Genomic DNA, 22,062 nt, shown 5'->3' on the forward strand with positions numbered 1-22,062 from the left:
CAGGAGGATCGCCATGGGACTTCGGCGGGCCCTGCAAAGCGCGGTGGTGATGGTTCTGATGGCTGCCGTCGGAGCCTGGGCCGCGCCCGCGCCGCAACCGGCCGTGATAGTCCCGGTGCTCGTGGCGGACACGGGAGGGACGATTCCTGCCGTGGCCCTCAGCCACCGTGCCGTGCGGCTCTTCGCCGCGCTGTCCAAGGGGGACGCGGAGGCGGTGCGGGCCACGCAGGTGGAGATCGAGGCCCTCCGGCGAACCTATTCCGCGCTGGACGTCACGCCTCTCGTGGAGGCGGCCGCCTTCTGGGCCCGGGAGCAGGGAATCGCCGGGCGGCCCGCGGTGGGGCTGGAAGCCCTGCAGGCGGTGGAGCGGTGGGCGCCGGATCACCCCACGCTCCTGGGCACCCGGGTCATCCTGATGCGGCAGGAAGGGGTTCAGGGGTGGTTCTGGAGTTTCCCCGACGTCCTGCGGCTGACGCGCCTCCGGATGGAGCATCCGGCCCATCGCTGGCTGTGGCTGGTGCAGCACCTCGGGATGCTCCGCCTCGGCGCCACGCTCCTGATCTGGGGATGGGCGATGACCATGGCGCTGCGCTACCGCAACGTGTTCCGCCATCTCTGGGAAGATCCCCTTCGGCGGCGCGGCGTGGGTCCCGTGGTGGCGGCGCTGGTGGGCGCGGGGATCCTGGCTGCGCCGGTGATCCTGGGATTGGATCCCCTCGTCGCGGCCATGTTGTGGCTCATCCTTCTCGCGCCGTTCCTTCTGGGCGCGGAGGTCAAGGTCACCGTCTTCCTGCTGCTCCTTCAACTGGTCCATCCGGTCCTGGCGTTCATGGAGCCCTGGTCCGCGCGGGAACCCGCTCCCAGCCTCGTGACCCTCCAGCTCCAGCCCCAGGTGCGACCGGTCTCTGCGGAGACGCTCCGCTTCCTTCCGCCCGAGGATCGGGCTTTCCTCAAGGGGTGGGCCCAGCTCCAGGATCGGGCGTGGAAGCCGGCGGAAGCCACCTTCCAGGCCCTCGTCGGCCACCACCCCGACCAGGCGGAGGTTCTGAACAACCTCGGCGTCGCCAAGTTCCAGATGGGGGACGGAGCGGGGGCGGAGCGGGCCTTCGAGGCGGCGCTCCAGAGCGGGCCGCGGATGACGATCCTCCTCAACCAGAGCATCCTCTTCTTCAACCGGCTGGAGACCGATCTGGGCGCCTCGAAGCGCGATGCGGCCCAGGCGGCGGATCCGGGGAGCTATGCCCGGCTGATCGCCCTCAACGACGCCCAGAAGGACATCCGCACCTATCCGATGCCGCTTCTCGACACGCCGCCGCGGCTGGAGGCTCTGGCCGACGCCGGGGGCGGGCGGAAGCGCGAGGAACTCCCCTTCAAGGAGCCCGCATTCCTCCTGGGGATGATCCTGCCGCTGGTGGGCGCCGCCGCCTTCCTGGGGCGACTGAAGGCCAGCGTCCGCATGGCCCACCCGACGCAGTGCATCCGGTGCGGCGAGCCCTTCCACACCACCGACAGCCCCGATCCCGACGTGTGTCCCAAGTGTCATCATCTGTTCGTTCTCAGGGATGGCCTCCACACCGAGAGCCGGATCAAGAAGCTGGACGAGGTCGCCCATCACCAGCGGACCACGCGGTGGATCCACAAGGCCCTGATCGTCCTGCTGCCGGGCTGCGATCTGGCCTTCCTCGGCGAGACGCGCGAGGGCCTCATGGAATTCGTCCCCTTCTGCCTGCTGGTGGGCATGGTGCTGGCCACGGGGCGCTCCGTCCGCTATCCCGGCGAGATCCTCGCCGATCCCGCTTCTACCTGGCTGACGGTGGGAGCGGTCCTCGCGGGCCTGTTCTACCTCCGTTCCTGGCTGAAGCTCATCCTCAGGAGGGACTGACATGGCGCTGGAAGGCTCCCTCCGGGATTTCGACCTGTTTTCCCTGTTCAACATGATCAAGATCCAGGGGAAGAACGGCACCCTGGTCCTCTCCCAGGGCCAGGAGTTCGTCAAAGTCTTCTTCGAGAACGGCGAGATCGTCGGCTGCGACTCCAACCAGGTGCGGATGGAGGATCGCCTGGGCACCATGCTGGTGCGCCTGGGCCGCCTGACCGGCGACGAGCTGATGGGCATGGTCCAGATCCAGCGCCAGACGCTCAAGCGGATGGGCACGCTCCTGCTGGAGAGCGGGAAGGTGACGGTTTCGGACCTCCAGGACGCGTTGTTCGGCCAGGCCACCGCCATCCTCCACCGGACCTTCCGGTGGGTGGAAGGGGATTACCGGTTCGATTCCTTCCTGCCGCCGGATCTGGACCGGGAACACTTCGTTCCCATCCCCGTGGATACGGTCCTGATGGAGGCCGCGCGCATCCAGGACGAGTGGCCCGCGGTGGAGCGCCGCCTGCCTTCGCCGGACGTGCCGCTGGGAAAGTCCATGCGGGCCAAGACCCTGCACCTGGACATCGACCGCGAAGTCTCCACCGTGCTGGACGGCAAGGGACAGATCCAACACGGCTCCTCGGGTCTCACCCACGAGCAGGAGGTGGTGCTCTCGTACTTCGAGCATCCCCAGGGGCTGAAGGACGTCATCCAGATCAGCCGCTACGAGGAACTCGACACCTGCAAAGCCATCGCGGAACTGCTGGAGGCGGGGCTGCTGGAGCCGATCTTCGGCGGCGTTCCCAAGGTGGTGCGGCCCTGGGTGGACACCCAGGGGGCCTATCCGGTGGGCAGCTGGGAGCCCAGTCCGCTTCTATGGCCGCTGGTGGTTGCGGCCTTCCTCCTGCCGCTCGCCTTCTACGTCCCCCATCAGCGGGGCTCGGTGAACCTGGGACTCGCGAGTCTCCAGCCCGTGGACGTGCGCGTCGTGCCGGAAGGCCCCACCCGCCTGCGGCAGGCGTGGGCCCTCCGGATGGCCGCGCCCAGGGACGGAGGTGCCACACTGGCGAAGGCGCTTCACAGGCCCCTGGACGGGAAGAATCCCGCGCCGGACCTCACGCAGCTGCCCGACCCCATGTCGCCGGCCCCGGCCGCCCCTCCTTCTTCGCGATAAAAGGATGTTCCGATGTTCGTGCACCAGCGCCAGGGCTCCCTGGAGGTGATCTGCGGCCCCATGTTCTCCGGCAAGTCCGAGGAGCTCATCCGGCGCATCAAGCGGGCGATCATCGCCAGACAGAAGGTGCAGGTGTTCAAGCCGGCCCTGGACGACCGCTACGCCGCCGCCGCCATCGCCAGCCACAGCCAGCGCAAGCACGACGCCATTCCCGTGAAGAACACGGAGGAACTGCTGCGCCACCTGGATCCCCTGGCCGAGGTGGTGGCCCTGGATGAAGTCCAGTTCCTGGACGAGGGCCTGATCCCCATCATCGAAGACCTCGCGGACCGCGGCGTGCGCGTCATCGCCGGGGGCCTGGACCAGGATTCCAACGGCGAGCCCTTCGGGATCATGCCCACCCTCTTGGCCAAGGCCGAGTACGTCACCAAGCTCCAGGCCATCTGCATGGTCTGCGGCGCCCAGGCGGGCCGCACCCAGCGCATCGTCCAGACCGGCGGGCAGGTCCTGGTGGGCGCCGGCGAGGCCTACGAGGCCCGCTGCCGCCACTGCCACGAGACGCCCCACGCCACGGGAGGGCGGCTGCTGGAAGGGGAATAGATCCGGGCGAAAAAGTGGGAACGCCGACGAGCATCGGTTAAAAGCAAGGAGAGGCTTTTAACCGGGGTTCATCGGCTTTGATCGGCGTTTATCGGTGTTCGGTCTTTTTCAGTTCGTCAATGGATGAGCGCCGCGACAGGGTTTTCATTGGTCCGGGGGACGGATGGCCGAGGCCCGGGTTTGGCGCGGAGATAAACTGGCCGCGGCGCGCTGCTGCAGCGCCGTTTTCCCATCCCGCCCGAGGCTTCAGGGCATCCAGGAGGTTTCCATGGCCGGCGCCTACGCCACCTTCACCCACCTCACCGACTACATGGGCTTGGAGGGGCTGCTCACCGAGGAAGAACGGATGATCCGCGAGACCGCGCGGAGGTTCGTCAACGCCGAGGTCCTGCCCATCATCGAGAAGCATGCCCAGGAGCAGACCTTCCCCAAGCACCTGATTTCCAAGATGGGCGAGCTGGGTTTCTTCGGGCCCGCGCTGCCCGAGGAATACGGGTGCATGGGCGTGTCCAACGTGGCCTACGGCCTGCTGATGTACGAGCTGGAGCGGGGCGATTCGGGCCTCCGTTCCTTCGCTTCGGTCCAGGGCAGCCTGGTCATGTGGCCCATCTACGCCTACGGGAGCGAGGCCCAGAAGAAGCACTGGCTGCCCAAGCTGGCCGCGGGCGAGAAGATCGGCTGCTTCGGGCTCACGGAGCCCGACTTCGGTTCCAACCCCGGCGGAATGCTCACCAAGGCCGTGCGCGAGCCGGGCGGCAAGTGGCGGATCAACGGCACCAAGATGTGGATCACCAACGGCACCGTGGCGGACGTGGCCGTGGTGTGGGCCCAGACGGACGAGGGCATCCGCGGCTTCCTGGTGGAAAAGGGCACGCCGGGGTTCAGCGCCCCGGAGATGAAGGGCAAGTGGAGCCTGCGCGCCTCCACCACCTCCGAACTGGTGCTGGAGGACGTGATCGTGGACGAGGAGGCCTCCCTCCTGCCCAACGTGAAGGGCCTGAAGGGGCCGCTGGGCTGCCTCACCCAGGCCCGCTACGGAATCGCGTGGGGGGCGCTGGGCGCCGCGGATGCCTGCTACCAGTGCGCCCTGGACTACGCCCTCTCCCGCGTCCAGTTCGACAAGCCCATCGCCAGCTACCAGCTCCAGCAGGAGAAACTGGCCTGGATGGTCACCGAGATCACCAAGGGCCAGCTGCTGGTGCTCCAGCTGGGGCGGCTGAAGGACGCCAAGACCTTCACGCCCGCGCAGGTCTCCATGGCCAAGATGAACAACGTGAACGTGGCGCTCGAGATCTGCCGCAAGGCCCGCACCATCCTCGGAGCCAATGGCATCCTCGACGAGTACCCCGTCATGCGCCACATGGCCAACCTCGAAAGCGTGTACACCTACGAGGGAACGCACGATATGCACACCCTCATCATCGGTCAGGAAATCACCGGAATTCCGGCCTACCGCTGATTCGGGTGGCAGTCGTTCACCCGCGAACAGGCCCGCCGTATGGCGGGCCTGTTTCGTTTTTCACTTCTTCGGCGCGCGATTCTGCTCCGTCCTCACCACCAGCACGTCGCAGGGGGCCAGCCGCACGGCGCGGGCGGCGGTGCTGCCGAAGAGCAGGCGTTCCAGCGTGGAATGGCCGACCTGGGCCACCACCAGGAGGGTGCGGGAATCCGCGGCGGCCACCAGTTCCTCCGCGGGGCCGCCCCAGGTGACGGCGACCGTGGCGTCGGGGTAGGGCTTGGTCCAGCTCTCGAGCTGCTCGCGGGCATGGTCCTCCATCGTCTGGAGCCAGGCGGGGTCGGGCAGGGCGATCTGGGCTTCGGGCAGCATGGGAGCCGGCGGCTGGAGGACGTGCATGGCCACCAGCGGGACGCCCAGCCGCTCGGCCCAGCCTCCGGCCCGCTCCAGGGCCTGCCTGGACGCTTCGGAAAAATCCACTCCCACCAGCACGCGCGCGATCATGGCGCCTCCGTCGGATACGCCCAAGCTTAGGGTCCCGCTCCCCGCCGTCTCCAGTTTTTTTCCGGGGAGGGGTTGAATAATGAGTTGCAACACCTAAAATGACTTTGAAGGAGGCGCCATGATCACGCTGCGTCGCGCCCAGGACCGGGGACACTTCGATTTCGGGTGGCTGGACACCCGGCACACCTTCTCGTTCGGGGAGTATTTCGATCCCGAGCACAGCGGTTTCCGCGCCCTGCGGGTGCTGAACGAGGATCGCGTCCAGCCGGGGAAGGGCTTCGGCACCCATTCGCACCGGGACATGGAGATCCTCACGTGGGTGATCTCCGGTGCCCTGGCGCACGGTGACAGCCTCGGCACGCGCGGAGTGATCCGGCCCGGCGAGGTCCAGCTCATGAGCGCGGGCACCGGCATCCGCCACAGCGAAACCAATCCCTCGGACGCGGAGCCGGTCCACTTCCTCCAGATCTGGATCGTCCCCGCGTCGGAAGGCCTTCCGCCCCGCTACGACCAGAAGATGTTCCCGGAAGCCGATTTGAAGAATCGTCTGCGGCTGATCGCCGGTCCGGAGGCTGAGGAGGGGGCCGCGAAGGTGGTCCAGGACGTGAAGATCTATGCCGCGCGGTTGGATCCCGGGGCGGAGGTGAGGGCGGACTTGGCCGCTGGTCGCGCGGGCTTCCTCCACGTGGCTTCCGGAACGGTCTCCCTGCAGGGCGCCGCGCTCCGCGCCGGGGATGGCGCCCGCATCGAGGGGGAACCCTCCGTGGCCGTGATCGGGGAAACCGCCGCCGAAATCCTGTTCTTCGACCTCGCCTGAGGAGCTTCCATGCGCATCAAGCCCGTGGTTTCCGTCGTGTCCGGCCAACCCACCCGGGACGGCAACGGCGTCCCCCTGGTCCGCCTCGTCCCGGGGCAGGGGCAGAAGGGCAGCGGCGCGTTCCGGACGATGGATCCCTTTCTCCTCATGGACCACTTCGGCCCCATGGTGCTGCCGCCGGGGACGGATGCGGGGTTTCCGCCCCATCCCCACAAGGGCTTCCAGACCCTCACCTACCTCATCCAGGGCGCTTTCCGCCACCGCGACAGCACGGGCGGCGCGGGCCTCCTCCGTCCGGGCGGCGCGCAGCTGATGAACGCCGGGGCGGGAATCATCCACGAGGAGATGCCCGTTCCGGAGCACCTGGAAACGGGCGGACCCATCGAGGGCGTGCAGTTGTGGATCAACCTTCCGCGGGCGGACAAGGCCTCCGCTCCCGGCTACACCGACCTCCAGCCGGAATCCATGCCGTGGACCCCCGTGGCGGATGGTCGATTGCGCGTGCTGCTGGGGACCTGGGCGGGCGTCACCGGCCCGGGCCGCACGCCCGCGCGGATCGCCTATGCCCACCTGGAACTGGATGAGGGCGGGCGCTTCGAGCATGCCATCCCGGCCGGCTGGGTGGCGGCCATCGTGCCCCTGCGGGGAAACGTGCGGGTGGCGGACGTGGCCGTGCCTGCCAACAGTGTCGCGCTCCTGGGCGAGGGAGAGGCGCTGGGGTTGGAGGCGCTTTCCGACGCCAGCGTGATGCTTCTGGCCGGCGAGCCGCTGGCGGAACCCATCGCCCACTACGGCCCCTTCGTGATGAACGTGCCGGAGGAAATCGAGCAGGCCCTTGCCGATTACCAGCAGGGCCGCTGGGGCAGTCTCGACTGAACTTGAACCCCCCGCTTGAGGGGCCGATGGGAGAACCAGCCCCCAGGGAGATCCCATGTTCCGTCCCGCTCCCAGGCCCTCCCCGGACCGCCTTCTCGTCGGCGATGAGGCGGCGCTCGTCCGGGATCTGGGAGGGCTGGAGCGGGTGATCAACCGGTCGGCCGCAGGTGCCGCGCGGACATCCGCCCGGATCCAGACCCTGGCGCGGGAAATCGACCAGATCCTCGTCAGCACCCGCTCGATCCAACAGACCCTGGTGGGCCTTGATGACGACATCTCCCGCGCGGCCACGGCGGCGGAAGAGGGCGCCGACGCCACCCGCCGGACCGCGGATCTGACGGCGCAGGGGCGGCGGGAAAGCGCCGAGGCCGTGTCCACCGTGCGGGAGCTGCAGCGCCAGACGGGGCTCACCGCCGAGAAACTGGAATCGCTGTTGGGCCACATTGCCCAGGTGAGCGAAGTCTCGCAGGTGATCGGCGAGATCGCGGATCGGACGGGGCTCCTCAGCCTGAACGCCGCCATCGAGGCCGCCCACGCGGGTGAGGCGGGCCGCGGCTTTGCCGTGGTGGCCGACGAGGTGCGCAAACTGGCGGATCGCACTTCCCAGCAGACCGAAGAGATCGCCGCGCTGCTGGAGGCCATCCGGCGGGACCTGGACCCTGCGCGGGAGGCCATGAACCGCAGCGTGGGCTTGGCTTCCGAGACGCGGACGCGCGTGGAGACCGTGGAAGAGCGGTTTTCCGGAATCGCAGAGCTGGCGGCCTCGGCCGCGGGAAACGTGGTGAGCATCGCGCAATCCGCCGCCAGCCAGCACGGGGCCGCCCGCACCCTGGTGGAAGCCTCTGCCAGCCTCCTGGAGTCCACCGGCACGTTGAAAACCGAGGCGGAAGCCGTGTCCCGGGAGGCGTTCGCCGTGGCCTCCTTCACGGAAGAGGGCCATCGCCACCTCGCGCCCTACGACGTCGGTTCCCAGTTCCACCGTGCCCTCCGCCTAGCGCGCGACCTCTCGGCGGTGTGCACCCGCATCCTGGAAGCCCCCGTCCAGGAAGGGCGGATCCGTCCCGATCAGCTCCTGGCGCTGGACTACGCCGAGATCCGCGGGGCGGAGATCCAGGGCCTGGCGGGATTCTTCGGGGTGCGGCACGTGCCGCCCGAGGGCTTCCAGCCTCCGAAGTTCCGCACCGCCTACGATGCGCTGGTGGAACGGCCTCTGCAGGAAGCCTTCGACGCGGTGCTGGCGCAGGAGCCCCGCCTGACCTTCGCCCTGGCCATCGACCTCAACAGTTACGCGGCCTCCCACAACCGGCGCTTCACCCAGGATTGGACCGGACGGCCCGAGCAGGACCTTGCGGGCAATCGCGCGAAGCGCTTCTTCACCGACAACCGCGTGCTGGTGCGGGGGGCGCGCCACGGCCTGGGCGAAACCGCGGAATCCTTGCCCGATCGCGCACCTCGCGGAGACTTCCGTCGCGTCGCCGACCTGGCCCGCCCGGCTGCGAAGACGGACGACTTCCTCGTGCAGACCTACGCCCGCGACACCGGCGCGATCATCACCGTGCTGACCGTCCCCCTCTACGCCTGCGGCGAACGGTACGGCGCGACGCTTCTGGGGTGGTCGGACGAGGGCTAGGCGGCGGTCCTGCGACGTGCCAAAGGGGATATTGAGGTATAACTCAATACACATCAGCTATATAAATTCTTAACAATTTTTAATGTATCACTTGTCGGAATCTATTCCGATAATCGGTCACTTTGCCTCCCCAACCATCCGCCTTTCCCTGTTGATCTCCTGCCTTCGAGCTGGACTGAGGTCCCGCTTTTTTCTTATCTCTTTTCTGTGAGGAAGCCGTATGCATCGATTCCCGCGAAAATGCCTCGCCCTTTTCGCATCCCTCGCCGTGGGCCTCGGTCTGATGACGGGATGCCACTCGAGTTCCCATCCAGCCAAGGATGCGGACGCGAGATTGTCCGCCCTGGCGGTATCGGCGGGGATGCTGACTCCCGCCTTCGACGCCTCCGTCACCTCGTACTCCCTGACCGTGGCCGCCTCGGTGACCAGCACGACGGTCACGCCCACCGTCCAGAGTTCGCGGTCGACGGTAACGGTGAAGGGAACGGGCGTCGCCAGCGGTTCCGCATCGGGCGCCCTGGCGCTGATCGTGGGGGACAACCTCATTCCGGTGGTGGTCACCGCCGAAAGCGGCGCGACGAAGACCTATACGGTCAACGTGAAGGTCGTCCAGGACGCCGACGCCAGCATGGTGGGGCTATCTCCGTCGACCGGCCTCCTGACGCCGGCCTTCGACTCCGATGTGCACGCCTACACCGTGGATCTCTATTCGGGCCCCTCCAGCCTCACGATCCGGCCGATGCTGGCCAGCGCGAAGGCGACCGTGACGGTGAACGGCGTTCCCGTCGCCAGCGGCGCCACTTCCGCCGCGATTCCCTTGTCCGTGGGCCAGACACCGATCCAGGTCGTGGTGACTGCCGAAAACGGTTCCAGCGTGACGACGACGGTCACCGTCATCAAGCGGACGCCCTCCACCCCCGTCTGGGTGCTGGACTCCTCCAACGGCAGTCCGGTCCCCGGCACCATGCTGAGCGTGCTGGATTCCGCGGGAAAGATGCTGGAGAGCTGCATTCCCGTGGGCGCCAAGGGCACCGTGACCCTCGGGCTCGATCCCACCAAGAAATACATCCTTCGCGCCAAGGGGACGGGTTCCGCCCAGGCCTCCTTCGTGAATTTCGACCCCAGTAAGGAATCCTCCGCGAACCTCTACTGCCACCCCCTGGGCATGATCAACTTCCCCGCGGAGGCGCCCCAGATCACCCAGCTCTCGTACAGCGCCGACGGAACCACCTGGACGCCGGTCTCCAACAACCAGATCACCGACACCCTGGCGCACATCGCGTACCTGAAGGTGACGGCCATCGGAAAGGCCGGGATCAGTTCCACGGCCTGGTCCGGATTCGGGATCGGCACCAACGTCGATCGCCCTGCCTGGGCGTGGGATTACGTGCCCGCCTCCGCGATCGATGAGAATTCCGTCGCCACCCAGGTGGAGGGCCTCCCCTACTACCAGAGCACCTCCGAATTCGCGCTCACCCTCAACAACTTCCTTGCGGGGAACTCCCACTACATCGACGTGGTGGCCTACGACGTGGCGAACAACCGCACCGAGCAGCGGGTCTACATCACCGTGAATGACGCCGTGACCTACGCGGCCGATCCCGACATCTCGGCGGTGGCGCCCTCGGCCATGATCGTCCAGCTCGGGACCTACGGCCTCACCCGCGACGTCTTTGCCGTCACGCCCGTCGACCAGAAGAACATCACCTACTCCGCGATCATCCAGTTCAACGTGGGTTCCGGCGCCTCGGCTCCGGGCATCCGCGGATTCGAGGTCTACCGTTCCGCGGACGGGACGAACTTCAAGAAAGTGGTGACGAACCTGTACGGCACCCTCTACAAGGGCAGCAGCGGCGTCTACAGCTGCTATGACCTGGATCCCTCCCTGCAGGAGGGCGTCACCTACACCTACAAAGTCAAAGCCTTCAACGGGAACCTGACCAGCAACGGCGGTTATACGCCGGAATCGGTGCTCGTGGCGGCCCAGTATCTGCCGCCCTACACCGTAAGCCTCGCCGCGCCGGCCACCTACGCCGTCAGCCAGAGCCGGCAGCCCACCTTCAAGTTCGGGATCTCCAATCCGGCCCTCTTCGATCCGGCGGTCTCCGATTACTTCCGCTTCTACCTCTTCATCAAGGACAAGGTGGGCACCTCGATCTATGGCCAGGCCTACCGCTACAACTTCCTGACCGCGAAATTCGAAAAGCTGGTGGGCGCCAGCTATGTGGACGCGACTTCCGAAGTGTCCATCAGCGCCGATCACGCGACCGTCAGCATCATCTACCCGAATGCCACTACCCTCATGCCCGGCATCACCTACGAGTGGAGCATCTTCGGCACGAAGGGGAGCGCCAGCTATTCCACCTCCGACGCGTCCTCCTTCCTGAAGTACTACGGGACGGATACCGCGGGACGGGCCCTGTCGTACGGCAGCACGTACGAGAAGAGCTACGGCGCCATCAACGGCTTCTTCACGCTGACCATCGATCCCAATGCCCAGTAGAGAGGCGATCATGAACACACCACGCTTCGGGAGCCTCCTTCTCGCACTCGCCGCCAGCTTTGCGCTGATCGGCATCGGATGCGGTTCCCCATCTAAGACGGAGGCGGCGCGCGCGGTTCCCGCCGCCGTCTCCACTGCGCCCGCCGTGCAATACACCTTCTACAACCCGGCCTCCGAACAGGACCTCCGAAACGACACCGTCTACGGCTTTCTCATCGTGAAGACCTCGGCCACCTTCCGGGAGTCGCTGTTCGAGAGCCAAGGGCTCAAGGTGGCGGGCCGGTTCACCGCGAAAGGGTTCAACTATTACCACCTCCAGAAGGATGCCGGGCTCATGGAAGCCATGGACGACCTTCGGAAGATCTCCGGCATCCTCTACGTCGAGCCGGACGTGAGGCTGACGAAGGATTCCGGAATCGTCTACGACAACCCCGATCCCCGCGCCCTCAGCGAGGAGTATTCCCTCGCCCTCACGCAGTGCAAGCAGGCCTGGACGACCTACGGCTTCGGCGCGAACCGGCCCACCACCGTGGACATCGATACCGGCGTGAATTTCGGCCATGAGGATCTGACCGGGATCGTGACGCACGCCTTCTCGTGGTACGACCTCGACAACGGCGGCGCGCTCATCGACGGGTCCGACGATCCCACGGTCCAGCCGCTGGATTACCTCGGGACCGCGCGGACGAGCACCGACGGCGCCGGTCACGGGACCCATACGGCCGGCACCCTCGCCGCCCGGGGCAACAACGGAAAGGGCGTCGCGGGCGTCTGTTGGAACGTGGATCTCGTTAGCTACAAGGGGCTCTCGGACGCCGGCTCGGGAGGCACGTGGGCCATCTACGGTTCGCTCTACCACTTGATCCAGTGGAAGGCGGCGCACTACCCCCACACCATCGCCGTCAACATGTCCCTGGGCGGAAGCAGCGCCTCCCAGTTCGCCATCGACATGGTGGAGCAGTGCGTCGAGAACAACGTCGTCATCGTCGCTTCGATGGGCAACACCGGTCAGAGCCTGGCCCAGTACCCGGCGGGCTACGCCGGCGTGGTCGCCGTGGGCGCCACCAACGGCCAGGACAAGAAAGTCCACTTCTCCACGTCCGGACGCAACATTTCCGTGTGCGCCCCCGGTTACGACATCATCTCCACCTATATCGGATCCACTACGGAGTACGAGTCCGACTCGGGGACCTCCATGTCGGCGCCCTTCGTGACGGGGCTGGTGAACTACATGCTCACCTTCGCTCCCGACCTGAATCCCGCCCAGATCAAGACCTATCTGGAAGCGAATGCCGACTTCATCGAAGGCGCGACGGGCTACACCGAAGGCACCGGCTGGGGGCGTGTCAACGTGCTGAAGACCATCGCCGCCGTGGTGGCCGATGTGAACGCGCACACCACGCCCGCGTCCAACTACGTCAATGCGCCCCTGAAGGTGAAGGTCCTGAATACCTTCCAGGGCTCCACCAGCCCCTTCTCCGGAGTGGCCACCTACCTCTACCAGTGCGATTCCGCCGGTGCCATTTCCAATTACGTGGCCAGCAGCCTGACGGTGGCGGGAAGCGTCACTGGCGAGGACGGCGTGGCCTTCTTCAATCTGCTTCGACCCGGCTACTACGTCGTCAAGACCTACTACGGGAGCACCGCAGGCAGCAGCAGCGTCTTCCAGGTCCAGGCGGGACAATCCATCCCCGTCCAGACCATCAACTACGCGCTGCCGCTGTACTACATCCAGACCTTCCCCACCGCCGCCGGCGGCACGGCGGACGACATCATCACCCTCTACAACGCGGCCGGCGCCACGCTCACCACCTACGACGTAGGCGCCCTCGACACCCTGGCGGTTGTCCTGCCGTCGGCCACCTACACCATCCGGATCACGACCTACGGGGGCTTCTACGGGGAATACGCCCTGTGGATGGGGCCGGCCCTTCACGCCACGCCCGCTCCCAACACGTTCGCGACGGTCAACACCGGCGCGGGAGAGGTTCTCGGGAGCCAGAGCCATGTGAAGGCCACGCCCCAGGCCATCGGCCTGAACACGCTGGTCTACGGCAAGACGACCTCCGGCGCCACGGCGGGGGATTTCTACGCCGTGGTCATTCCCTAGCGCGTCGGGTTCCGGGAGGGGAGGCGAGGCCGAAGCGCCGCGCCTCCCCTTCGCATTTGCTTCGGCAGAAAGGCATCCGTGAAAGTGCTTCCAGGGCTTCTTTCCCTCATGGTTCTCCTGGCGGCCGTCCCTGGCCACGCAGGCCCGCCCGTGCTCGACCTGCGGCAGGTGGAAGAATTCAAGGTTCCCTCCGATTCCTTCCCGTCTTTCCACCTGCGTTTCCTGGCCGGCCATCCGGTCCTGTTCACCTTCCGGGCAGGCATCCCCGTCCTCCAGGATCCGGAAGCTCTCGCCATTCCGGAGAAAATGTCCGCTCTCTGCACCCTGAGGGCGGAAGATGCGAGGCCCCGCCGGCGAGCGAAACGCGTCCGGTGGGGGGTGCTGAAAGCGCTTCTGCTGAGCGATTTTCCCCCGATCGGGAAGGGGAACGCCTTCTTTGCCGGCGCGGTGGTTCGCGGTGCGGATTCCCACCGGCGGGAATTCGTCCCGGGCGAAGGCAAAGACAGGATCGCCCTGGAATCGGGAACTCCGCTTCCCCCCGGGCCCGCCCTGATCCTGGGCCATCTCGACGAAACCCGGGCGTCCAGCTCCAACCGGCTGGAACCCTACCTCGTCGTCGGAGCGTGGATCAGCCTCTGATCCGGTCTCACAGCGGCTTCGCTTCCAGCTTCCGCGCCAGGCTGAACTTCCCCTGCGCCAGTTTGGCCACGGCGCGGGCAAGGGCTTCGCGGCTGCAGGCCAGCTCGGCGCTCCAGGCTTCCAGTGGCAACTCGCCCCCTTCGGGGTGCTCCTCGATCCACGTTTCCCATCGCCCAGCGAGGGCCGCCGCCTCGGGCTCCTGGCGATCGCGCCAACTGCGCTCCTGGGGCCTGCGGGGCTCGTAGAAGGCCTGGCTCCGCAGGCGGTCGGGGAGGAAGGCCTGTTCGCGGTCGTAGTCGTTGTGGGAGTAGTGGTAGCCCGTGCCCATGCCCGCCTTCCGGGCGGTGGAGGTGTGCGAGTCGCGGATGGCTTCGGGAATGGGGGCGTCCTCCGCGGCGAGGGCGGCGTCGATGCCCATGACGGTGGCGTTGCTCTTGGCGGCGTTGGCCACGTAGATGACCGCCTGGGCCAGGGGGATGCGGGCCTCGGGCCACCCGATCTGCTCCACCGCGCGGCTGGCGGCTTCCGCCAGGATGAAGGCCTGGGGATCGGCGTTCCCGACGTCCTCGGCGGCGCACACCATCAGGCGGCGGGCGATGAAGCGGGGATCCTCCCCGCCGCGGATCATGCGGCTGAGGTAGTAGAGCGCGGCGTCGGCGTCGGAGCCCCGCAGGCTCTTCTGGAACGCGCTGGCCAAGTCGTAGTGGCCATCGGCGCGGTCGAACATCATCCGGCCGCCCAGGGCGCCCTGGAGAGATTCCAGGTCCGCATCCGGCATTTCCATCCAGGTCTCCAACCCGGACAGCGCGGCCCGGAGGTCGCCCCCCGCCCAGTGGGACAGCCATTCGAAGACCTCGGGCGGTTCCGGCTCGCCGTCCCGTTCCTTCGCCCAGGCCCGCGCGAGCACGCGCTGGATGTGGGCGGGCTCCAGGCCCTTGAGGGCGATGAGCTGGCAGCGGCTGCGGAGCGCGGGATTCAGGTAGAACGCCGGGTTCTCCGTGGTGGCCCCGATGAGGACGGCTTCGCCGCGCTCCAGGAAGGGCAGCAGGATGTCCTGTTGGGCGCGGTTGAAGCGGTGGATCTCATCCAGGAATACGACCGGCGGGACGCCCCGGAATAGGGGCATGTCCCGGCTTTCCTGGAGGAACTTCTTCAGTTCCGCCGCGCTCCCGCCGACGCCCGAGAATTCCCGAAAGGTGTGACCCGTGGCCTCCGCCAGGATGCGGGCCAGCGTGGTCTTGCCCGTTCCGGGCGGTCCCCACAGCACCATGGATGGGAGGCGGCCCCCGGCGGTGAGGCGGGTCAGCCCTCCTTTGGGGCCGAGCAGGTGCTCCTGGCCCACCACCTCGTCGAGGGTCGTGGGGCGCAGGCGCTCGGGAAGGGGGGCGTGGGACATGGCGGACCGGCCTTCCAGACTAGCCGCTGTGCTAGGCTCCCGGGATGATTCCGGCCTACGAGCGCGACCCCTACGCCACCGCCCTGGAGACCCGGGTACTGCGTACAGGAGAAGAAGAGGGTCGGCCCTTCGCCATCCTGGAGGACAGCCTGCTGTACCCCGAAGGTGGCGGCCAGCCCGCAGACCGGGGGTCGCTGGGTGGGATTCCCGTCCTCGACGTGCAGAAGCGCGCGGGGGAAATCCGCCACTACCTGGCCGCTCCGGCGGTGGAGGGCGCGGTTTCCGTGGCCCTCGACTGGCCGAGGCGCTTCGACCACATGCAGCAGCATACGGGCCAGCACCTGCTCACGGCCGTGGCCCAGGATCGCTTCGGCTGGGGCACGACGGCCTTCCATCTGGGGCCGTCGGTGTGCGACATCGAACTGGACGCCGCGTCCATCGCCCCCGCCGACCTGGAGCGGCTGGAAGAGGCCGTGGCGGCGGAGATCCGGGCGGCCCGGGAGATCACGGCGCGGCGGGTGAGCCCTGAGGAATACGAGCGGGAAGCCGTCCGCTCCCGCGGCCTGCCCGAGGGCCACACCGGCGACATCCGCCTGGTGGGGATCGCGGGCCTGGACCTGAACACCTGCGGGGGGACGCACCTGCGCCACACGGGCGAGATCGAAGCCCTGAAGCTGCTGGGCACCGAACCGATCCGCGGCGGCACCCGCCTGTTCTACGTCGCGGGAGGCCGCGTCCGGCGGCGGCTGGGCGTTCATGAGGCCCGGAACGCGGCCCTCCGCACGCTCCTGGGCGCTCCGGATGACGGCCTCGGGGCCGCCCTCCAGGGCAAGCTGGACCAGCTGCTCGCCGCCGAGCGGCAGGGCCGGAAGCTGGAGGAGGAACTGGCCGGATTCCAGGCCGCGGACCTGGTTTCCCGGCCGGAAGCGATGGTGGAAGCCCACTTCGCGGGACGGGACATGGCCTTTCTCCAGAAACTGGCGCGACAGGTCCTCGCGGCGGATCCGGCCAAGGCCGTCTTCCTCACCGCGGAGACGGGCGGGGCGGCGATTTTCCTGCTGAGCGCGGGCGAGGCCGCTCCCCTCGACGTGCCCGCCGCTGGGAAGGCCGCTGCGGCGATCCTCGGCGCCAAGGGCGGCGGTTCGGGGAAGAGCTTCCAGGGCAAGGCCCCGGGCCTGGCCGGGCGGGAGGAGGCGCTGGCCGCGCTGCGGAAGGTGGGACAATCGGGGTCATGGAGCTGATCTACCTCGACCACAACGCCACCACCGCCCTGGATCCGCAGGTCTTCGAGGCCATGCGGCCGTGGTTCACCGAGCGCTTCGGAAACGCCAGCGCGGCCTACGCCCTGGGGCACCTGTCGGACGGCGCCGTGGTCGCGGCGCGGGAGCAGGCGGCGGCCCTGGTCGGCTGCGCGCCCGCGGAACTCGTGTTCACCTCGGGCGGCACGGAGAGCCTCAATCACGCTTTCAAAGGCGCGTGGGAGGCCTTTCCGACGAAGCGGCACCTCGTGACCACCGCCGTGGAACACCCCGCGGTGCGTGCGCTGGTGGCCTGGTGGAAGGCCCAGGGGGGCGAGACGACGGACGTGGGCGTGGATGGCGAGGGTCGCCTGGATCTGGATGCCCTGGAGGCCGCTGTGCGCCCTGATACCGCGCTGGTGGCGGTCATGGCCGCCAACAACGAATCCGGGGTTCTCTTCCCGGTGGCCGAAGCGGCAAGGCTGGCGAAAGCGAAGGGTGCCCTATTTTTGGTGGACGCCACCCAGGCCGCGGGGAAGATCTCCATCGACGCGGCCGCCTGGGGCGCGGATCTGCTCAGCCTCAGCGGCCACAAGTTCCACGGCCCCAAGGGCACGGGCCTGCTCATGATCCGCCGGGGCGTGCGCTTGAAACCCTTGATCCTGGGCGGCTCCCAGGAGCGGGGACGCCGCGGGGGAACGGAGAACGTCCCCGGAATCGTGGGACTCGGCCGCGCGGCGGAACTGGCGCAGGCCCGGTTGCCGGGGATGGACACCGTCCGCCGCCTGCGGGATGCGTTGGAGGCGCGGATCCTGGCGGAGATTCCGGACGCGCGGATCCACGGCGCCGGCGCCCAGCGGCTGCCCAACACCAGCCTCGTCGGATTCGCGGGGCTCGACGGGGAAGCCCTTCAGCTCAAGCTCGCCGAGCGGGGCATCTGCGTGTCCACCGGCAGCGCCTGCAGCACCGGCATGCGCGAGCCCAGCCACGTCCTCCGGGCGATGGGGATCCCCGACGTCTACGCCCAGGGCACCGTCCGCTTCAGCCTCGGCCTGGATGCGACCGAGGCGCAGATCGCCGTAGTTGCGGGGCTTCTCCCCGGGCTGGTGGCGGACCTGCGCGCGCTCGCCATTCGCTGAGGCGACGGGAAGAAAGGAAACACCGTTAGCTGATAAAGCATTCTCTTTGGCTTGTCTTGGTGCCTTGGTGGTGAATCGGTTCTCTTCTTTCACTGGCTGAGCAGTTCCTTTGCGTAATGCGCCACGGCGTAGGGCAGCCAGCGGCGGCCGGGAAGATCCCGGCTGAGGTAGCCCATGTGTCCGCCCTGCGCTTCGAGATGGAGGTGCACCGCCGGCGGGAGATCTGCTTGGGCGACGTGCTGCCAGGGGATGAAGGGATCGTCCTTCGCCGCGAGGATGACGGTGGGCACGGTGATCTTCGACAGGTGGGGGCGCGCCGAGCATTGGGCGTAGTAATCGTCGGCGTCCCGGAAGCCTGCAGCGCGGGTGGTGTAGGCGTCGTCGAACTGCCGGAGGCTCATGAGAGGGCCCGTGCGGTAGGCGTCGGGGATGAGTCCATCCTCCAGGCGTTGCCGGATGGCGGCCCGGCAGCGCCGGATGAAGCGCAGTTCATAGAGGCGGCTGAGCCCGGCGTGGATGGTGCGGGAGCAGGCGGCGAGATCCACCGGCGGATTCACGGCGATGGCGGCGTCGGGCTGCGCGGCGGGTGCGGGCAGGCCGCCGCCGAGGTTGAGCAGCAGGGCGTTGGCGGAGAGGGAGTAGGCGATGGCCAGTTGGCGCAGGTCCGGATGCCGTTCGCGCGCGGCGGCGAAGGCGGCGCCCAGATCGTCGCCCGATCCGCTGTGGTAGGGCCGCTTCGCGAGGCCCCGTCCCGCGCCGCAGCCGCGGTGGTTCACGGTCCACACGTGGTGCCCCGCTTCCCGCGCGATGGCGACCGTGCGGCGCACGTAGTGGGCCTGATCGTCCCCGCCCAGGCCGTGGAATACCAGAACGAGGACGCCCGTCTCTCCCGGATAGTGGCGCCCCGCGAGTTCATCTCCGTCGGGTAGCGCGATCCGGAACGGGGTGGAGGGATGGGCTGGCGGTTCGCCCGGAAGGTAGTTCCCCAGGATCGTTTGCAGATGTCCCGAAGCCGCCCACCAGGGCGCGCGGCAGGGCAGGGGCGGGGGAGCGGGCGGACGCATCCCTCCAGTGTGGCCCAGGGAGAAGAGGCTCAGTCCTTCCGCTTGAACACCAGCTTGTAGGTGAAGGGCGCCTCCAGTTTGGGATGGGCGTAGGTCACCTGGAGGGCCAGCGAGTCCCCATCCTTCCGCATCACGTAGGCGTAGGTCAGGGTGTAGCTGTCGCCGACGAGCGTCTGGGTCATCGTCCGTCCCTCTTTGGCGAGGGTCGCCTTGAATGTCGCGTCGTCGCTGCGTTTCCACGGGCTTTCAGTGCCATCCGTGGGCGTGTCGATGGGGCGCTCGCGGCCCATGGTGACGGAAAGGCCGTCCCCCGCGAGGATGTCCAGCTTGTCGAAAGCGCGGCAGGCGGATTGGAGCTTCCGCTTCCAGAACAGCTTCATGGCGAAGTTCTGATCCTGGAGATGAGCATCGATTCGTTCGTCGATCCTGTCGCTCTGGGAAGGGGCGAGGGTCCATTCCCCGTCCCAGGCCACTTTGGCTTCCTTGGCGGGCTGTACGGCCTTCGAAGCGGGTTTTGGCTGTTGTGAAACAAGTGGTAAGACCATCAGACCACATATCAAAAAAGGCAAACAGCGCATGGGATCTCCGGAAAAGGGTTGGTGGATCGTAGCTCCGCTGCGGGCGCAGCGGAAGCGCCGCATGTGATCCCCGCCACAATGGCGGCGATTGAGGACCTTTCAGGAAGGTTCGCGGAACGCGACGTGTAAGCTGGGGGCACTCAGCCCAAAAAAACAGGGCACTCGTATCCAAGGAGTGTGGCCATGACACGTAAGCAGGAAGCCCTCGACTACCATTCGCAGGGACGGAAGGGGAAGATCGAGGTGGTCGCCACCAAGCCGTGCTCCACGGCGCGGGACCTCTCCTTGGCGTATTCTCCCGGCGTGGCGGAACCCTGCCTGGAAATCGAGAAGGACAACGAACTGGCCTACACCTACACCGCCAAGGGCAACCTCGTGGCGGTGATCTCCAACGGCACCGCCGTGCTGGGCCTGGGTGACATCGGCGCCATCGCGGGCAAGCCCGTGATGGAAGGGAAGGGCGTCCTGTTCAAGCGCTTCGCGGACATCGACGTGTTCGACATCGAAGTGAACGAGAAGGACATCGACAAGTTCTGCCAGGTGGTGAAGGCTCTCGAACCCACCTTCGGCGGCGTGAACCTCGAGGACATCAAGGCTCCCGAGTGCTTCGAGATCGAGACCCGCCTCAAGAAGGAAATGAACATCCCCGTCTTCCACGACGACCAGCATGGGACGGCCATCATCAGCACCGCGGCGCTGATGAACGCCTCCGAGCTGATCAAGAAGAAGCTCGGCGACATGAAGGTGGTGTTCAGTGGTGCCGGGGCCTCGGCCATCGCCTGCGCGAACATGATGGTCGAAGCGGGCGTCAAGCTCGAGAACCTGTGGCTGTGCGACACCAAGGGCCTGGTCTTCGAAGGGCGCAAGGAGGGCATGAACGTCTACAAGGAGAAGTTCATCAAGAAGTCGGACCTGCGGACCCTCGGCGAGGTGATCGTCGGCGCCGACGTCTTCGTGGGCTGCTCCAGCAAGGGCGTGCTGACCCCCGACATGGTGAAGAGCATGGCGAAGAATCCCATCGTCTTCGCCCTCGCCAACCCCGACCCCGAGATCGACTACCCCACCGCCAAGGCCACCCGCGACGACATCATCATGGCGACGGGCCGCAGCGACTATCCCAACCAGGTGAACAACGTCCTGGGCTTCCCCTTCATTTTCCGCGGCGCGCTGGACGTGCGGGCCTCCGAGATCAACGAGCCCATGAAGCTCGCCGCCGCGAAGGCTTTGGCGGCCCTGGCCAAGGAGGAGGTGCCCGATTCCGTGGTGAAGGCCTACTCGGGCCAGAAGTTCACCTTCGGCCCCGAGTACATCATCCCCAAGCCCTTCGATCCCCGCGTCCTCCTGTGGGTGGCTCCCGCCGTCGCCAAGGCCGCCATGGACACCGGCGTAGCCAAACAGCCCATCGCCGACATGCAGGCCTACATCGAGCGCCTGGAGGGCCTCCAGGGGCGCAGCAAGGACGTCATCCGCAGCGTCGTGAACCGCGCCAAGGCCGATCCCAAGCGCGTGGTCTTCCCCGAGGGCGACCATCCCCTGATCCTCCAGGCCGTGTCCCAGATGGCGGATGAGGGCGTGTGCAAGCCGATCCTCCTGGGCGATCCCGCCAAGGTGAAGGCCGTCGCCGCCGAATACGGCGTGGAGCTCGACGGTGTCGAGATCCTGGATCCCCACGCCGTCACCTGGCGGGAAGAGGCCGAGGACGCCTTCTACGAACTCCGGAAGCGCCGCGGCATTACCCGCTTCGAGGCCCAGCGGAAGATCCGCGAGCGGATCTACTTCGGCGCGATGATGTGCCGCATGGGGAAGGCGGACGGCCTGATCGCGGGGCTGACCATGTACTACCCCGACACCATCCGGCCCTGCCTCGAAGTGATCGGAACCCGCCGCGGGGTGAAGCGCGTGTGTGGCGTCTACACCATGGTCCTGAAGAACCGCGTGCTGTTCTTCTCCGACACCACCATGAACATCGAGCCCAACAGCGAGGAGCTGGCGGAGATCGCCCTGCTTACCGCGGACCTGGTGAAGGACACCTTCAACATGGATCCCCAGGTGGCGATGCTGTCCTTCTCCACCTTCGGAAGCGTGGACCATCCTCTGGTCCGCAAGGTGCAGAAGGCCGTGGAGCTGGTGAAGACCCAGCGTCCCGACCTCAAGTGCGACGGCGAGATGCAGGCCGACACCGCCCTGGGCGAAGGGATCCTGGCCGAGAACTACCCGTGGGTGGACCTGCCCGGCGGTCCGAACGTCCTGATCTTCCCCGACCTCACCAGCGGCAACATCGGCTACAAGCTGGTGCAGCGGCTGGCGGACGCCGAGGTCATCGGGCCCATCACCTGCGGAATGGCCGCGCCGGTCCACGTGCTCCAGCGGCACAGCGACCTGCACGACATCATCCACCTCACGGCCCTCACGGTCGTCGAGGCCCAGCAGAAGCAGGCGAAGTAGCCGCCGGCCTTTCGCCGTCGGTTCATACGCGG

At 67.3% G+C, this 22,062-nt stretch carries 17 protein-coding genes; 13 read left to right on the forward strand and 4 right to left on the reverse strand.

The features are described from left to right. The first annotated feature begins 13 nt into the window (after positions 1 to 13). The 4 genes from RAH39_RS06650 to RAH39_RS06665 all read left to right on the forward strand — a co-directional run bounded on the left by RAH39_RS06650 (position 14) and on the right by RAH39_RS06665 (position 5,094). Entirely contained in the window at positions 14 to 1,882 is a 1,869-nt protein-coding gene (locus RAH39_RS06650; protein ID WP_306592027.1) for a hypothetical protein, read from the forward strand. Position 1,883: 1 nt separating this feature from the next. Beyond that, positions 1,884 to 3,035, forward strand: coding sequence for a DUF4388 domain-containing protein (locus RAH39_RS06655; protein WP_306592028.1), 1,152 nt, complete (start codon positions 1,884 to 1,886; stop codon positions 3,033 to 3,035). Positions 3,036 to 3,047: 12 nt separating this feature from the next. Continuing rightward, positions 3,048 to 3,635: a thymidine kinase gene (locus RAH39_RS06660; RefSeq protein ID WP_306592029.1), complete on the forward strand. Its 588-nt coding sequence runs from the start codon at positions 3,048 to 3,050 to the stop codon at positions 3,633 to 3,635. A 268-nt stretch (positions 3,636 to 3,903) separates the two neighbouring features. Next, positions 3,904 to 5,094 (forward strand): acyl-CoA dehydrogenase family protein, encoded by a 1,191-nt coding sequence (locus RAH39_RS06665; protein ID WP_306592030.1) that lies wholly within the window; start codon positions 3,904 to 3,906, stop codon positions 5,092 to 5,094. Between the two features lie 60 nt (positions 5,095 to 5,154). Here the strand turns inward: RAH39_RS06665 and RAH39_RS06670 are convergent, their stop codons facing one another. After that, on the reverse strand, positions 5,155 to 5,595 hold the full coding sequence (locus tag RAH39_RS06670; RefSeq protein WP_306592031.1) for a universal stress protein: 441 nt from the start codon (positions 5,593 to 5,595) through the stop codon (positions 5,155 to 5,157). Between the two features lie 118 nt (positions 5,596 to 5,713). Between RAH39_RS06670 and RAH39_RS06675 the strand changes: the two genes are divergently transcribed. The 6 genes from RAH39_RS06675 to RAH39_RS06700 all read left to right on the forward strand — a co-directional run bounded on the left by RAH39_RS06675 (position 5,714) and on the right by RAH39_RS06700 (position 14,170). Continuing rightward, a complete protein-coding gene (locus RAH39_RS06675; RefSeq protein ID WP_306592032.1) occupies positions 5,714 to 6,412 on the forward strand; it encodes a pirin family protein in 699 nt (232 codons plus the stop codon). A gap of 9 nt (positions 6,413 to 6,421) precedes the next feature. Then, positions 6,422 to 7,288: a pirin family protein gene (locus tag RAH39_RS06680; RefSeq protein WP_306592033.1), complete on the forward strand. Its 867-nt coding sequence runs from the start codon at positions 6,422 to 6,424 to the stop codon at positions 7,286 to 7,288. Between the two features lie 55 nt (positions 7,289 to 7,343). Next, on the forward strand, positions 7,344 to 8,918 hold the full coding sequence (locus RAH39_RS06685) for a methyl-accepting chemotaxis protein (RefSeq protein ID WP_306592034.1): 1,575 nt from the start codon (positions 7,344 to 7,346) through the stop codon (positions 8,916 to 8,918). Between the two features lie 283 nt (positions 8,919 to 9,201). Next, positions 9,202 to 11,421, forward strand: a complete 2,220-nt coding sequence (locus tag RAH39_RS06690; protein ID WP_306592111.1) for a cadherin-like beta sandwich domain-containing protein — start codon at positions 9,202 to 9,204, stop codon at positions 11,419 to 11,421. Positions 11,422 to 11,431: 10 nt separating this feature from the next. Then, a complete protein-coding gene (locus RAH39_RS06695) occupies positions 11,432 to 13,531 on the forward strand; it encodes a S8 family peptidase (RefSeq protein ID WP_306592035.1) in 2,100 nt (699 codons plus the stop codon). A 378-nt stretch (positions 13,532 to 13,909) separates the two neighbouring features. Then, entirely contained in the window at positions 13,910 to 14,170 is a 261-nt protein-coding gene (locus tag RAH39_RS06700) for a hypothetical protein (protein ID WP_306592036.1), read from the forward strand. 7 nt (positions 14,171 to 14,177) lie between these two features. On the opposite strand, the gene RAH39_RS06705 is transcribed toward RAH39_RS06700, so the two are convergent. Beyond that, the gene (locus RAH39_RS06705) at positions 14,178 to 15,566 is read right to left on the reverse strand and encodes a replication-associated recombination protein A (protein WP_306592037.1); all 1,389 of its coding nucleotides are present in this window, start codon (positions 15,564 to 15,566) and stop codon (positions 14,178 to 14,180) included. Positions 15,567 to 15,610: 44 nt separating this feature from the next. On the opposite strand from RAH39_RS06705, the gene RAH39_RS06710 reads away from it, so the two are divergent. Both RAH39_RS06710 and RAH39_RS06715 read left to right on the forward strand, forming a co-directional pair. Continuing rightward, the gene (locus tag RAH39_RS06710; RefSeq protein WP_306592038.1) at positions 15,611 to 16,807 is read left to right on the forward strand and encodes an alanyl-tRNA editing protein; all 1,197 of its coding nucleotides are present in this window, start codon (positions 15,611 to 15,613) and stop codon (positions 16,805 to 16,807) included. Further along, entirely contained in the window at positions 16,798 to 17,943 is a 1,146-nt protein-coding gene (locus RAH39_RS06715) for a cysteine desulfurase family protein (RefSeq protein WP_306592039.1), read from the forward strand. The genes RAH39_RS06710 and RAH39_RS06715 overlap by 10 nt, the downstream gene beginning before the upstream one ends. A gap of 89 nt (positions 17,944 to 18,032) precedes the next feature. Here RAH39_RS06715 and RAH39_RS06720 read toward each other — a convergent pair whose 3' ends face one another. Both RAH39_RS06720 and RAH39_RS06725 read right to left on the reverse strand, forming a co-directional pair. After that, the gene (locus tag RAH39_RS06720; protein ID WP_306592040.1) at positions 18,033 to 19,007 is read right to left on the reverse strand and encodes a YheT family hydrolase; all 975 of its coding nucleotides are present in this window, start codon (positions 19,005 to 19,007) and stop codon (positions 18,033 to 18,035) included. A 29-nt stretch (positions 19,008 to 19,036) separates the two neighbouring features. Beyond that, complete coding sequence (locus RAH39_RS06725; protein ID WP_306592041.1) at positions 19,037 to 19,480, reverse strand: hypothetical protein; 444 nt, start codon at positions 19,478 to 19,480, stop codon at positions 19,037 to 19,039. Positions 19,481 to 19,768: 288 nt separating this feature from the next. Here RAH39_RS06725 and RAH39_RS06730 point away from each other — a divergent pair, with 288 nt between their 5' ends. Then, a complete protein-coding gene (locus RAH39_RS06730; protein ID WP_306592042.1) occupies positions 19,769 to 22,030 on the forward strand; it encodes an NADP-dependent malic enzyme in 2,262 nt (753 codons plus the stop codon). The last annotated feature ends 32 nt before the right edge of the window (positions 22,031 to 22,062 follow it).

The sequence above is a fragment of the Geothrix sp. 21YS21S-4 genome, assembly GCF_030845995.1.
Lineage (GTDB): Bacteria > Acidobacteriota > Holophagae > Holophagales > Holophagaceae > Geothrix.